This window comes from Candidatus Latescibacter sp. (assembly GCA_030692375.1).
GTDB lineage: Bacteria > Latescibacterota > Latescibacteria > Latescibacterales > Latescibacteraceae > JAUYCD01.
Genome location: JAUYCD010000234.1, coordinates 1 through 14,864, shown reverse-complemented (window position 1 = coordinate 14,864; position 14,864 = coordinate 1). Strand labels below are relative to the sequence as shown.

General features: G+C 51.3%; 8 protein-coding genes. 2 read left to right on the top strand and 6 right to left on the bottom strand.

All coding sequences use genetic code 11. The features are described from left to right. The 6 genes from Q8O92_14275 to Q8O92_14250 form a co-directional block, all read right to left on the bottom strand. Positions 1-3,221, bottom strand: a 3,221-nt coding sequence (locus Q8O92_14275) for a PQQ-binding-like beta-propeller repeat protein (protein ID MDP2984481.1), incomplete at its 3' end; no start/stop codon positions are given. A 267-nt stretch (positions 3,222-3,488) separates the two neighbouring features. Further along, a complete protein-coding gene (locus tag Q8O92_14270; protein ID MDP2984480.1) occupies positions 3,489-5,654 on the bottom strand; it encodes an adenylate/guanylate cyclase domain-containing protein in 2,166 nt (721 codons plus the stop codon). 189 nt (positions 5,655-5,843) lie between these two features. Further along, positions 5,844-7,127 carry a M48 family metallopeptidase gene (locus tag Q8O92_14265; protein ID MDP2984479.1) on the bottom strand — a complete coding sequence of 428 codons (1,284 nt, stop codon included), beginning with the start codon at positions 7,125-7,127 and terminating at the stop codon, positions 5,844-5,846. Positions 7,128-7,290: 163 nt separating this feature from the next. Next, positions 7,291-8,367 carry a hypothetical protein gene (locus Q8O92_14260; protein MDP2984478.1) on the bottom strand — a complete coding sequence of 359 codons (1,077 nt, stop codon included), beginning with the start codon at positions 8,365-8,367 and terminating at the stop codon, positions 7,291-7,293. A 37-nt stretch (positions 8,368-8,404) separates the two neighbouring features. Then, complete coding sequence (locus Q8O92_14255) at positions 8,405-9,133, bottom strand: PEGA domain-containing protein (protein ID MDP2984477.1); 729 nt, start codon at positions 9,131-9,133, stop codon at positions 8,405-8,407. A gap of 217 nt (positions 9,134-9,350) precedes the next feature. Next, positions 9,351-10,088: an MBL fold metallo-hydrolase gene (locus Q8O92_14250; protein ID MDP2984476.1), complete on the bottom strand. Its 738-nt coding sequence runs from the start codon at positions 10,086-10,088 to the stop codon at positions 9,351-9,353. A gap of 346 nt (positions 10,089-10,434) precedes the next feature. Between Q8O92_14250 and Q8O92_14245 the strand changes: the two genes are divergently transcribed. Both Q8O92_14245 and Q8O92_14240 read left to right on the top strand, forming a co-directional pair. Then, positions 10,435-11,526: a hypothetical protein gene (locus tag Q8O92_14245; protein MDP2984475.1), complete on the top strand. Its 1,092-nt coding sequence runs from the start codon at positions 10,435-10,437 to the stop codon at positions 11,524-11,526. Positions 11,527-11,853: 327 nt separating this feature from the next. Next, on the top strand, positions 11,854-14,864 hold a 3,011-nt coding region (locus Q8O92_14240; GenBank protein MDP2984474.1), incomplete at its 3' end, for a type ISP restriction/modification enzyme.

Here is a 14,864-nt window from a genome sequence, read left to right as displayed (position 1 = left end):
GAAATTACATTCGGCACTTTCCAACTGTAGGTTCTAAGGTACGCAAAGGAGCCCGTATATTCCAGCATCCACGTCGAGCCGCCATCGGTGGAAAATTCGATCTTGACCGTGCTGACGCCGGAATGATCCCAGGTGATGGCCAGAGTGGAGCCTTGCGTCCATCTTTCGCCGCCGTTGGGCGCGGTTACCTTAATGCTCGCCGCAGGCGCAGCAGCCACAATGCTGAATACTGCATTGCTCACATCGTTCACCGCCGCATTCGAAGCATCGCTGACCCTCACAAAGCATTGCGCCGATGCAGGCGTCGCGACGTGTATCGTCCACGCATACGTCCCCGCGCTCGCTGGCGTGCTCGCTGCAATCTGCGACAATGTCGAGCCGTTGTTCGTCGTATATTCGATTTTGACGTTCGTGACGCCGGTCGCGGTCCAGGTGACGTTTTGCGTGGTCCCTGCGGTCCAGGACTCGCCACCGTTGGGGGCGGTTACCCGTATACTTGCTGTCGGCGCAGCCGCCACGATGCTAAAAACCCCGTCGCTGACATCGCTCACAGTTCCCGCGAGGTTCGTCACCCGGACAAGGCACCTGTCCGACTTCATATCGGGAATCGTCCACGAATAGGCGTTTGCCAATGTCGTTGCGGAAGCGGGAAGGGTTGTCCAGGTTGTTCCGCTGTCGATGGTGAATTCCACCTTCGCTGTTGCAACTCCATCCCACTTGATCATCTGGGTAGAGCCGACCGGCCATTTTTCGCCGCCGTTGGGAGAGGTTACTACGATTTTAGGAACAGGTAAAATGGTGAATACCCCATCACTCACATCAGTGACCGCAGAATTCGTCGTGTCGGTGATTCGCACTTTGCAGCCAGGCGAATTGAGCGTTGCGGGGATCGCCCATGCTAATGAACCGGAAGATGCGAGCATCGAGGCGGTGATTGCTGTCCAGGTCGTTCCGCTGTCGGTCGTATATTCGATCTTGACGTTCGTGACACCGGAACTCGTCCACGTGACAGTCTGCGTGGCGCCGGCGGTCCAGGATTCGCCGCCGTTGGGGGCGGTAACTCTGACTCCCGCAACGGTTGCCGGGATGATGGAGAAAACGGCGTTGCTCACGTCGGACACCGCTTTGTTGCTTGAATCGCTCACCCGAACAAGATATTTGTCCGAGGCGAGGGTCGGAACTCTCCACGTACACACCTTCGCGGTGTTGTCAATCGCCGCGGCTGGAACGGGGGTCCACACCGTGCCGCCGTCGGCCGAGAACTCCACCGTAAACGCCGTGACGCCGGTCGCCGTCCAGGTGATCTTGAAATCGGTTCCGGCGACGATCTTCTCCCCGCCGTTGGGTGTGGTGACGGTTATGGTTCCGCCGGGGGTTTCCGGAGCGAAAGCGTAGAGATAACCATCATGCGCCCCCACATAAACCGCACCGTCGGAGCCAATCGCGGGCGAGGTAGTGACATAACTCCCAGTCTGGAATTTCCATTTCAATGTCCCGTCAGATTTAACCGCGTAGAAAGAAAAATCATTAGACCCCACATACACCGTACCGTCAGAGCTTATCGCGGGCGAGGACAAATCGATCACATCCCCGGTCTGGAATTTCCATTTTAATGTACCGTCCGATTTTACCGCGTAGAGATAAGTATCATAAGACCCCACATACACCGTGCCGTCGGTGCCTATCGCGGGCGAGGAAGAGACATAACTACCAGTCTGGAATTTCCATTTCAATGTCCCGTCAGATTTTACCGCGTAGAGATATTTATCATAAGACCCCACATACACCGTGCCGTCGGTGCCTATCGCAGGCGAGGATCCGACAGAACTACCAGTCTGGAATTTCCATTTCAATGTCCCGTCAGATTTTACCGCGTAGAAATAATTATCAAAAGATCCCACATACACCGTGCCATCGGAGCCTATCGCGGGCGATAAACGGACTATAAACCCTGTCGGGAATTTCCATTTCAATGTCCCGTCAGATTTTACCGCGTAGAGATAATTATCATCAGACCCCACATAAATCGTGCCATCGGAGCCTATCGCGGGGGAAGAATTGACAGAATTATCTGGTTGGAATTTCCATTTTACCGTGCTCGACGCAGCAACGGTGGCGATCCCTCTTCCCGTGTGCTGAAGGTTCTGCCCGCGCATCGGCCAGGGGGTGTCGGCAAGTGTGACCACGGTAGGCAGAGCAAAGGGTGAATCCGTCGCAAACACCTCGTACGTTCCATTCCCTGCGATATCCGCGAGATAGCTGATCTTGCGGTTGTCGGGGGAGAATGCGCCGTACATGCAGCTTGCAGTGACTTCGAGGCCAAAGATGGGTTTTACTTCAAGGGTCGCGGTGCTGAACGCATTAAGTCTGTATTTGGAGTCAATCGCGGACCAGACGGAATAGATCACCCAGTTGCCGTCCGGGGAGCACTGCGGGAAGTAATGGTCGCCCGGCGGTAAGGTAAGCTGCGCCGGATTGCCGCCGTCACGGAGTATTCCAAAAAGTTTTTTGGAGCCGTCCAGGGCTATCATGGTGGTGATTATTATCTTGTCATCGGAAGTAAAGGCGAGCAAACCGGAGGCGGCGTCGCCGGCGTTTATGACCTTCAGGATGCCGGTGCCGGTGTCAACAACACAGAGCTGCCCGATGAGCGACCGGAACGCCAGCCAGCGGCCGTCATGGCTCCACACCCCCAGCGCGGCCTTGTCAATGACAAGGGTAACATTGCGGGTGCTGATAGCTATGTTATCTATTTCATAGGTGGTTCCATCCACCCCGTCATACCAGGTGAAGGTGACCGATTTGCCGTCGGGAGTGAAGCAGGGGGCCATGCAAACGCCGGGTACCCTGTCGGTCAGGTTGACCGGGTTCCCACCCTGGGAGGGAATAATGAAGATGTCGCCGTCCTCGGCGTAGGTGATCGTGCTGCCGTCGGGGGACCAGGCCGTACCGAACCGGGTGTGACTGCTGGTGCTTTTCGTAAGCTGGACGCCGTAGCCTGCCAGCGCGGTTTCAGATATTTTCCGCGCCTGAGCGACAGGGGCTGCCGTTGAAGATGCTGCCTGTCCGCCCATGATCCCTGACATGATCGATCTATTATTCGCCGAAGACGTAGTCTGCTGGCTGAGCTTGTCGAAGCCAGCAGACTGCCCCCAGAGAGAGGAAGAGGATAGGGCGCATAAGCAAAGAGACAATTGAAATGCGATAGCAATTTTTCTCATGTTCGAATCTTCTTTTCCCCGACAAATGTCTTTATTTCATAAGGTTTCGTATATAATATATGATAAGCCAATTGTCAAGACAAAGATAATAATACTGGTCATCCCACATTTTTTATTCTGCGATAGATATGCCATATTACTTATCTGCTCTTTAGATAAAATCCCCCCGCCGCATGAAGCGGCGACCCCCTTATTAAGGGGGTAAAAGCTGCCTGCTAACATGACTCCCCCCTTAAAAAGGGGGGATGCCGAAGGTAGGGGGGATCTTCATTTCCTCAGCATCTTCCAAACTCCGTCCCATTCCGGGGGCGGCGGTTCGGAGAGAAAATGGTCGCACCGCATTCTCATAACCCCTGAAGCCCCGTCTCCTTCTTCATGAAGCCGGGCGAAAATACTTCCTGCTTCCTGAAATTCCCTTTTCCGGTAGAAATCAAGCGCCTGCTCGAACTCGTCGCGGAGGCGAAGAATCTCCGGATTGACATTTCCCTTCACTCCCAAAAGCTCATAGATGGAGACCGGCATATCCTTCCCTTTATAGAGGAGAGAATCGATGAGCCGGAACTCGAACTCATCCTCCACTCCCTCCTTCGTGAATTCGCTGACCAGGATACGGGTATTGTAAAATTTGTTTATTCCCTCGAGGCGGAAGGCGGAATTCACCGAATCCCCGATGACCGTGTATTCGATTTTCCGTGCGGAGCCTATGTTGCCCAGAGTCATTTCGCCGGTATTTATGCCGATGCGTGTCAGGAAAGGATCCCTGCCTTCGGTTCTGGCCTGCTCGATTTTCCGGTTGATCACCTCATGAGCGGCAAGAGCAGCGCGGCAGGCTTTCCGGCGATGCTCCGGCTCCTCTCCGAAAGCGCCGTAAATGGAGAGGATGGCGTCGCCGATGTACTTGTTGATGAAAGCGCCGTTTGTGATGAGCGCCTCGGATACTTCCGAGAAATAGTCGTTCAGCCGGGCAACCAGCTCATAGGCATGGAGCTTTTCCGAAATGTTGGTGAAATCGGCTATATCGGAGGCCATAACGGTGGCGATGATGGTGCGGCCTTTCAGGTCGATGGCGTCGGGATTGGCCAGTATATCCGACAGGACGGAATCATTCACATACCGTTCGAAATGTCCGCGGAGAATACGTTTTTCTTTCGTTTCATTCACATACCCGGAGATGACCAGCCCCACGAACACCAAAGAGCTAACCAGATATATATCCACCCCCGGGAGCCAGATATTGTTGAGGATGAGAAAATAGGAAGAAAACACTTCCACTATCATGAAACCGAGGAACAATGCAACCAAAAGCCGAAGATTTCGAAAGATTTTAAATCCGTAAAACAACAGAATGGAAGCCGCCGCCATGGCAAGGATGCGTATCCAGGGGGGAACAGTGGAGATGAAATCGTCGGCAAGGAAATTTTCGATGGCGGTTGCATGGATTTCCACACCGGGATAGGGGGCAAAGGAGGTAAATGGAGTGGCCTTCAAATCCAAAAGGCCGGGTGCATTCGAACCGACCAGGACAATCTTGTCCCTGAAATGAGAACTCAGGGTGTCGGGTTTCCCTGTCCTCTCCTCTCGGATGGAGGCCTGCAGCACCGCCCGGTAGGAATAATAGGTAAAAACACCGTCGACACCGCCTTTGCCGTACCAGTTAAGGAGGAGATTGCCACGCGAGTCAACTCTTTTGATGATGCTGGAAGCCTGACCGAGCCTCTTGTTTATTTCCTTATCCCCCAGAATGTTCCGTGAAACCGCAAAACCAAGGGAAGGGATGTACCGGCCGTTGAGTTTCAGTGCGAGCGGATAGTTACGGATAATGTCGTCTCTGTCGGACTCGATGTTTGAAAGACCGATGCCGACCGTTCCTTCGGCGAGAACCGGAAGGGGAAACGCGGCGAAACGGTGATCTCTGATCCGGAGTCCCCGGAAAATGCCGTCGTCTGAAAGAAATGCCTTCTCATCGAATGAGGCGGATTGAAAGGTCAGGGAATCGGTAACGGCATAGACTTGACAGACCAGGAAAGTTCTGCCCGATTCCGCGATGGCTTCACCGAACACTTTGTCGGGTTTGGCATCGGCATTCACCCGGTCAATATCCTGCTCGGAAAAAATCACGTCGAATACAATAGCTTTCGCGCCGCATTCGGTCAAATACCGTACCAACTGGGCATGAAAATCACGGGGCCAGGGCCAGCTCTGACGCTCTTTGCGGTAGTATTCGTCCAGGCTCTGCTGATCGACGCATACGATGACTACATTTTTGCACGTGTGTTCTACAGACCGCCTTTTCTGCACCAGGAAATTGAACAGCTTGCCGTTGAACTCGAACAGGGAGTCATTGAGAAGGAGAATAGCGGCCAGAATGAAAATGGTGAGAACAAGCGCGATATCCAGAATGATTTTCCGGTTCTTTACCGATACTTTCTTCATGGGTTTGTGACGCACCTCCCCTATGTCTGAACCGTGATTTATGGGATTCAAGGATTACCATGAAGACCCTGAAACGGTTTTATCGTTCCCGCGAAGCGGCAACAAGTTCAGGGTGACACGTGTCATGCCGAACTCGTTTCGGCATCTAATCAAGTTAATCCATTAATCATGTCAAGGTTCAGACAATTTCTAAAACACCATATTTGCCTTGAAGCTCTCTGCAAAAGTCCGGCCGGTATACGATCTATACCCCTTGATCTCATTTTCGGAGAGAGAAAATCTCCTCGGAAAATCAGGGTGGTTACGGTAACTCAGATCGAATATGTCTATATTGTCATCGAACTTGGTTTTCAATGAGGTGAGAAGACGGAGGTGACCTTTCAGGTCATAGCCTGAGCGCGCCAGGTACGACAGTGCCTTACGGTCTGCTTCGAACTCTAATTTATCGAGCCTGGGGCTGTTGGCCATGGAGACGGCGCGGTCGATGATTCCGGCAAGCTCTCCATAATCGGTGGAATCGCTTTTCGTTTCACGGTCAAGGGTAGCAAAAGCATCTCCGGCTTTGATCTGCAGCTTGTTTTCCTGGAGCTCGAGCATGCCGTGACCGGCGATCACATGCGCCATTTCATGCGCCAGCAGCGCTGCCAATTCCGATTCATCTCCCACAAGTTTGAGTAGTCCCTTGGTGAGGAGAATATATCCGCCGGGACAGGAAACGGCATTCACCCGGTCGGTGTTCAAAATCAAAAACTTGAACGGTATATCGCTCCGTTCGGTGCCTTCTGCCAGATACATACCTACCGAATTAACATACTGTACTGCCGGGCTGCCTGACGCCGGGGTCCCCGCAAGTGCCTGCACTTGTGGGGTGGAAAGAGGAGCGTCAGCCGCCTTCGAAGCGATGGCGTATCCGATGGATTGTTCCCGGACAAATGGGGTCGGACCGGGTTTATAAGGATTACGGACGGGGTATTTGCCAAGGAGAGATTCGCGGTCGACAGTAGCGGTTCGTTCCCGGACAAATGTTTCGAAGGCTGCTGAGGGAAGAGTATACCCCTCGACCGGGAGAGAGGCGAGACCTTCCCCCGCGGAATGCGAATACCTCGTCCAGAATCCCTTGATGGCGGCGGAAATGGCGGCGGGCGAAGCCTTCACTGCCGCATCGTCCAGCGCCATATTCTCAAACGTCCCGGCGCTGCTGCTTTTATCGTTGAGCAGGCAATTTTCGGAAACCCAGACTTCCTGGTCGCCAAACCGGACTTTATACCAGCTTTTCTTCACTTCAATGACCGGAAGTCGTTTCCCGGAAGGAATAAGCACTTTCAGCTCGTAAAAGGAGCCGGGACCGCTCCGCCCCTGAGCCTCACGGCTCACCTTTACCGTTTTGACCTGGGCGATCATGAACAATGCGATAACCGCAATGACCATCAGCCTCGCCCAGACATGCCAAGAGTATCTTTGTTCTTTTTTCACGGTAAACCTCGCATAGAAAAAGATGTGAATACAGTACCTTCGGGATTATTTATGAAAGATTTATCAAATTGTGGTATTTTTTAAATAGATTCTGAAACGAGTTCAGAATGACACATGTCATGCCGAACTTGTTTCGGCATCCATTCTCAATTAAGGTTTTTTGTTATTTCTCCGGTTTAAAGATAACACCGTACGCCCAGGTTGTTATTTTGGGTACCTGGGTTTTCAACATGGCATTCAGCATGCGTTCACGGGCTTGCCCCTCGCTGCCTCCATTTACCTTGTCATTTAAAACCAGGGTTTCGATGATTTCCTGGGTAGCGGAATCCATGGCTTTCAGGGAAACCATCCAGTTCGCCCAGGTGAAAACAAAATCTTTGCCAGACGCCGTCGCTTTCGTGATCGGAAAATCGACTTTGTGCTCGACCGACAGGATCAGGTCTACTCCTGCGCCGACCGCTGATTGGAAATCCGGATATTCCTTGACCCGTATTCCGGCATCCACAATCCCCTTGATCATGGCTGATCTGACTTTCTCATCCATGCCGCCGCTGAAAACCAGCCCTGTATCGAAAGCCCCGGCGATGAGACTGTCCAGACTGTTCATGACCGCAGCAAAAAGAGAACTTCTTGAGGGAACATCCGGCCCCTGTTTCAGGAGATTCAAGTCGCCCAATGCCTGCTCGCGGCTCATTAGAACCTTTGCGGACTGGGAAAGAAGACGGACACGGCGCATATCCCCTCCCTCTTTATCGGCCAGTTTCCGATCAACATCTTCATCGATTTTCCTGATCTTTTCCTGGAGAGAGTTGGCGTACGACTTTTTTTCGAGCGCAGCCCAGACCTCAAACTGCTTCCTCGATTTGTCTCCCTTTGATGAGACAATTTCAATGCCGGGTATATCACGAGAAGAGGCTATACGGATAGTATTGGTAATTTCGGTGCTTCGCATCTCCTCAGTTTTACCTTTTCCGGTGCGAGCTTTCATCCATTGATTTACCATAGTCTCGCCGCGGATATTCGCCTCAAAGAATTTGGAAATCTCGAATCTGGCCGCTTCCGCTGCATTTTCAGAGGTTTCACCGCTGCCGGACCGGATAATGTACAGATTTTCGGAATACTTTTTCAGGATTGAATCAGGGATTTCCCCCGCATAGATGGTTCCTGCCATGTGCGGTTTTCCCGTAAAACAGAAGAGAACCAGAAAAATCAGTATAACCGGCTGGCGCCTTGTTTTCATAATGGTATCATACTCCTTTTCAAGAGGAAACTTTTTTCTACTTGATATTTCTGCTGACGATGGCGGCAAAGGTTTCCACCGATGTCTTCAGCGAATCATTGTTGGTGGAAACATAGACGAGATAGCTGGATTTATGGAAATAGAGGAAATAATCCGGCTCATAATGGTATGTTTTACAGGGAGCGCCGATCTCGGATTGACCGAAACCGGACGGGCAGATTTCCTCATCATCGAACCCTGCCCTGGCTCCGGCAGGGGTTCCCATGTCATAGATATCGAGGGTAAGAGTGGAACCGCCCGGACGGCGGTACGCGGCGTGGGTGGTTTCACGGAACCCGTGACGTAAATATACGATGGCGCCCCCGTCAATGTAGTCATATATCGTGCCATCTTTCCGGGGACGATCTTTCATCCCGTATACGAAAAGGGAATCGGCAGGGAAAAAGCTTTTGGGAGGTTCTCGCGGAACAAACCTGTTCGTGTACATGCCGGTGATACGTATCTTATCATCTGCTTTGATTATTATTTTCTGTACAGGCGGTGTGGTATACTGTGAGCTGTAGTCTAAAAATGAAATCTCGTGGCCGCCTTCGTCAAGAACGATGGTGACTGGTGCTTTACCTATATCTTTGCCGTCGACTTTCACATTTCCGGGCACCGGATAAGTTGTGACCGTGAGGGCGCCTTTTCCGGCTCCTTGGGAAACGATTACCGAGGAAAAAAGGAAAACAAATGCAAGAACAGAGAGCAGCAGGGAACGTTTCATAGAAAAAAATTTCTGTGTTGGGTAAGATTGTCTGAACCATGATTCATGGGATTAAAGGATTGCCATGATGACCCCCTGAAACGGTTTTATCGTTCCCGTGAAACGGCAACGGTTTTATCGTTCCCGTGAAACGGCAACAAGTTCAGGGTGACACGTGTCATGCCGAACTCGTTTCGGCATCTAATCAAGTTAATCAAGGAATCATGCGAATCAACAGCTATTTCATACTTCGAATCCGTACATCGATGTTCGGGGAATCCTTTAAAAGCTGTACCAGCCGTGAAGGATCGGTTTCGCCGTAATGGTAAGGATAAAGGATTTTCGGCTGGAAAGCTTTTGCCGCATCGGCAACCATCTCCGGAGTCATGGTGTAGGGAAGATTCATCGGCAAAAATGCCGCATCAATGTTTTTAAGGGCTTTCATTTCCGGTGTGTTTTCCGAGTCTCCGGCGATGTATACCCGCTTGTCCCCAAAGGTGATTATATAGCCGTTACCCACTCCTTTTGGATGGAAAGGGTTGCCGTCCGGTCGTTTGTTTACGATGTTATAGGCCGGTACAACCTCGATGGGCAGATTATCCACTGTCATACTATCGCCGTTTTTCATGGCCATGCCTCCCCTTACCCTGCCGGAAGAGGCATTTGTCAGGATTATTTTCGTCTTGTCCGTACGTATTATGTCCAGGGCTTTTGAATCGAGATGATCCCCATGTTCGTGAGTGATAAGCACCAGATCGGCTTTGGGCAGCAGAGAATAATCCGCCTGAGCGCTGACCGGATCCACATGGATCACCATACCGTTGAATGTAAACATCAGGCTGGCGTGACCGATAAAAGTAATGCGGAGATCACCAAGGGAGGTTTTCAGGACATCCTCCTGCAATTTCTTTTGCGCCGAGGATTGCGAAACGTATCCCACCATACACAAAGTAATAAGAATTGACAACTTCAGCATAATTACCTCCTTTTGGAAATTTATCTTTTACATTAATGCGAGCCAATTGCATAAGTCGATATTTTTGACACAGCCCCCTTCCTGTCCTTCGGACATCCTTCCCCCTGGATGGGAGGAAATGACTGTGGAGCAACTACTTCCCTTGCCCCCCTACGGGGGGAAAGGGATTGAGGGATAGGGGGCTATAGTAAAAATAACTCGTATTTTTTTCATATAACACGACTTTTGCAAAAGCCTTGCTTCAAAGATTAAAATTATGGCATTTTCCCAATAAAATCAATTATTATTCCGTGGTTCCAAAAACAGCCGCAGTCTTTCCAAAAGCTTTTCAGATTTTGAGGAAATTGTGAACATCCTCCTGCTCAACTCCGCCCACGGGAAATACCCGATCGGCTCGGAAGGCTGGATCCAGGCCACCCTCAGCGCCATGAGTCACCTGTCCGCCAAGCCTGTGGAAATCATCTGCAGCACTGAACCGGTCTCCTGGGACCTGGTCACCTACCTGGCTGGAATCTCCGGCATGTCCATCAGGCTCATAGTGAAAGCAGGCGACACCAAGGAGGGAAGGCTTGAATTCTCGGCCATACTCGATGATTATGCCCTTGATACACAAAAAACAGCGCCTGTCTTCCTGCCGGAAGATACTATCCCCTCACCCTCCCACCCCAAGGACTCCTGGCCCAGACGTGACCGCCTGGCGCTTAAGTCCGCCGATGTAGTGTATCCCATATCGATCAGGCCGGGAGGGAGATTGGAAAGCATGATGAACGAACCTCAGTACCGTAACAAAATCAGGGATGATTTCCGTATTCCCTGGACAGAAAACTGGTTCATACCCCGGTATTCTCTGGCCGGACGGCCCTGGAAGCCGCTGCCTCCGGGAGAATGGCTGGTACACTGGACGAGAACCTGCCCGGGGAAATGGCCCGGAGAAAAATCCCGAGATTTATACCATGACCTCCTGAAAGACAACACTGTCTACGCGCGCAATGCATGCGAAACGCTCGGCCGGATCATCGGGGAGCAAAAAATTCGAGGTTCGGACTGGAAAACGCCGGAAGCCGTTCCTATCTCTGCGTTCACTGCTCTCTCCCCGGGTGATGCCCTGGCATTGATGCGCTGGAGAAAGCGCTACGGCAGGTATAGTTTCGAGCCTTACGGTATTGCGGTGCGGAAAGAAGCGCTGGCCGCTCTGGGAGCGGAAGAGGTGCATTATTCCTTTGGGATCGAGCCGTTAAACTGCAACCGTGCATTCACCCACGCCGCCGGTGACCAAGGCCATTGGGTCTGGGAAAAAGAATGGCGTGTTTTGGGAGATGTCAGCCTGGATGCCATTTCCCGAACCGATATCACCGCCATTGTGCCGGACCGGTTCGCCGTCCGCAACCTCAGAAAAAAAATCCCCGCCGATTTTCCTGTCCATATCCTGTTCGAGTAAAAAAATCTCTCGCAAAGTTCGCAAAGCAAGAAATGATTAGATGTCCCTTTTCCATTTGCATTAATCTATATCTGGTTGTATTATTTCTGATGATTCGGCAAAAAGTAAATTTTACTTAATTTTCTGGTGTTTCTTTACCTCACCCCCTGTCCCCCTCTCCTAGTCAGGAGAGGGGGTAACTCACTATGCGCTTTGTTCTTGCCCTCTCCTAATTAGGAGAGGGTGGCCGAAGGCCGGGTGAGGTTTTTTTAGAGCGACGACAGCAACAAGATACTTTTTGCAGAATCATCATTTCTCAACCGAGAAATTCTTGAGCAAGGATGAATTATGCTGAAAGATTACCTTCGTTCTGTATTTGAGATTATGAATAGAGAAGACGCCCGCGAAGAGAGCTATTATTCCACTCTTGAAAATTTATTATCTAATTATGCTGAATCCACTGGAAGAAGAAATATTCATATTACCACGCTTCCGAAAAGTACCGAAGCAGGTAATCCGGATTTCCGTATTTGGGACGGCAAACAAAAAATCGTAGGATATATAGAAGCTAAAGCGCCTTCAGTTGAGAGATTAGATATCATTGAAGATTCCGAACAGCTTGTTCGATACCGCACTACTTTCCCCAATCTCATATTGACCAATTTCCATGAATTCAGGTTTTACCGAGACGGCAAATTAGTCGATTCGATTTTTATTTCACGTCCTTATCAGGTAAAGCACCTCCGGGAAGTTCTCATTGTGGAGAATGAACAGCCGTTCCTGAACCTGCTGGATAAATTCTTTTCATTCTCATTACCCAAGGTACAAAATGCCAAATCACTTGCTCTTGAACTAGCCAAGCGAACCCGGTTCCTCAAAGATGAGGTTATAGCCCAGGAACTCCGTGAGAACGGGGAAAAGGGATTTATCCACGGATTTTATGAAGCGTTCAAACATTTCCTTATAACCGATCTCACCCCTGATGATTTTGCAGACCTTTATTCCCAGACCATAACATACGGGCTTTTTGCCGCACGGACACGTTCGGAAAACGGATTCAACCGAAAGCTTGCCTATGACAACATCCCTCAGACTATTGGAATTCTCCGCGAAGTATTCGAATTCGTTTCAAGGGGCAAGCTTCCCCGTCAGATGGAATGGATCATCGACGACATATCGGAAGTGCTTGCTGTGACCGATGTCCATAATATCTTGCACCAATATTATCACGAGGGCAAAGGCAAAGACCCCATTATACACTTTTACGAAACTTTCCTCGCGGAATACGATCCTCAGACGCGGGAACGGCGGGGCGTTTATTATACCCCGGAACCCGTTGTTTCCTATATCGTCCGATCCCTGCACACGATTCTAAAGACCGAGTTCGGCAAGCCCGACGGTCTTGCTTCCGAAGGAGTGACACTCCTCGACCCTGCCGCCGGCACCATGACTTTTATCGCCCGCGCCGCGCAGGAGGCAGTTCATGAATTCGAAAGCAAGTACGGCGCTGGGGCCCGCGGGGAGTTCATCCGCCGCCACATACTCCGTAACTTCTATGCCTTCGAACTGATGATGGCTCCTTATGCAGTAGGACATCTCAAGATGAGCTTCTTTCTTGAGGAACTCGGCCACCGCCTTGCCGACGATGAACGGGTTCCCTTCTATCTCACCAATACCCTTGACATGGAAGAACTCGAACAGACCCGTATCCCGGGCATTGCTTCACTCGCCGAAGAATCGCATCTCGCTGGCAAGATCAAGAAACAGACACCTATACTTGTAATCCTCGGCAATCCGCCGTATTCTGGGCATTCCGTCAACCGGGGCGCTTGGATTCTGGGTAAGATTGACGACTACAAGCAGGTGGACGGAAAGCCGCTCGGCGAAAAGAATCCCAAATGGCTCCAGGATGATTATGTCAAGTTCCTTCGGTTTGCACAATGGAAGATCGAACAGGCAGGGCGCGGTGTTGTCGGGATGATCACCAACCATTCGTACCTTGACAACCCGACTTTCCGAGGCATGCGACAGAGCCTGATGCGGACCTTCGACGACATTTACATCCTTGACCTTCACGGCAATTCTCTCAAGAAGGAAACATGCCCGGACGGCGGCAAGGACGAAAACGTCTTCGACATCAGACAGGGCGCCGCTATCGCTTTCTTCATCAAGCGCGGCGGAAAGAAAAAAAATGGCGACGTGACCATGAGTCACACCGAACTTTGGGGCACTCAGGAGTCAAAATACACCTGGCTGACAAAACATGACATAACCGCCACTTCATGGCAGGACTTGCAGCCCAGGTCGCCGTTCTACTTATTCGTGCCGCGGGATGAAACTCTGACGGCTTCTTACAATACCTTCATTCACGTAACGGAACTTTTTCCCGTCAACAGTGTGGGTATCGTGACTGCTCGAGACAACCTGACGATTCACTGGTCACCGGAGGAAATGTGGCGGACGGTAACTGTTTTCTCCCGGATGGAGCCGGAATATGCACGGCAAGGATACAAGCTTGGCAAGGATTCGAGCGACTGGAAAGTAGAACTGGCTCAGAAGGACCTGCTCGAATCAGGCCCCACCCGCGAGAAGGTCGTGCCCGTTCTATATCGCCCATTTGACATACGTTATACCTATTACACAGGCAGGTCTAGCGGGTTCATCTGTAGGCCCCGCCCAGAGGTCATGCGTCACATGCTGGCGGGGGAGAACGTGGCGCTGATTGCAGTGAGACAAGTTGCAGAAGGAATTTTCAATCATGCACTTGTGTCAGATGGTATAGTCGAAAGCAGAATAACTTTGAGTAATAAGGGTATTGGTTTCATTTTCCCCCTCTACCTCTACCCAAACAACGACCATCACGATCTGTTTGCTCATCACGAAATCTCCGCGCGGCGGCCAAACCTGAACCCGAAGGTGGTTGCGGCGTTGGCGACTGCGTACGGCCGCGAACCGACGCCGGAGGAGATATTCTATTACGTCTATGCGGTGCTCTATGCGCCAGCCTACCGCGAGAAATATACCAAATTCCTGCGTATGGATTTCCCGCGTATCCCGTTCACCGCCGACAGGGTGATTTTCCGGGAGATGGCTGTCCTGGGAGAGAAACTGACGGCCTTGCACTTATTGAAATCACCCGATCTCGACCCGCCGGCTGCGCGATTCGATGGCGAGGGCGACTGCCGCGTGTCAAAGTCAAAAAGCCAGGGCTTTCGCTATATTGCCGAATCTGAGCGAGTGTACATAAACCAAACACAATATTTCGCGCCTGTGCCCCCGGCGGTGTGGGAATACCAGGTAGGCGGCTACCAGGTCTGCGAGAAGTGTCTCAAGGACCGCAGGGGACGGAAACTCGATAT

Coding starts and splice junctions, on each gene's coding strand:
- Q8O92_14255 (MDP2984477.1), bottom strand. CDS start 9,133: ATGAAACGTTCCCTGCTGCTCTCTGTTCTTGCATTTGTTTTCCTTTTT.
- Q8O92_14260 (MDP2984478.1), bottom strand. CDS start 8,367: ATGAAAACAAGGCGCCAGCCGGTTATACTGATTTTTCTGGTTCTCTTC.
- Q8O92_14270 (MDP2984480.1), bottom strand. CDS start 5,654: ATGAAGAAAGTATCGGTAAAGAACCGGAAAATCATTCTGGATATCGCG.
- Q8O92_14250 (MDP2984476.1), bottom strand. CDS start 10,088: ATGCTGAAGTTGTCAATTCTTATTACTTTGTGTATGGTGGGATACGTT.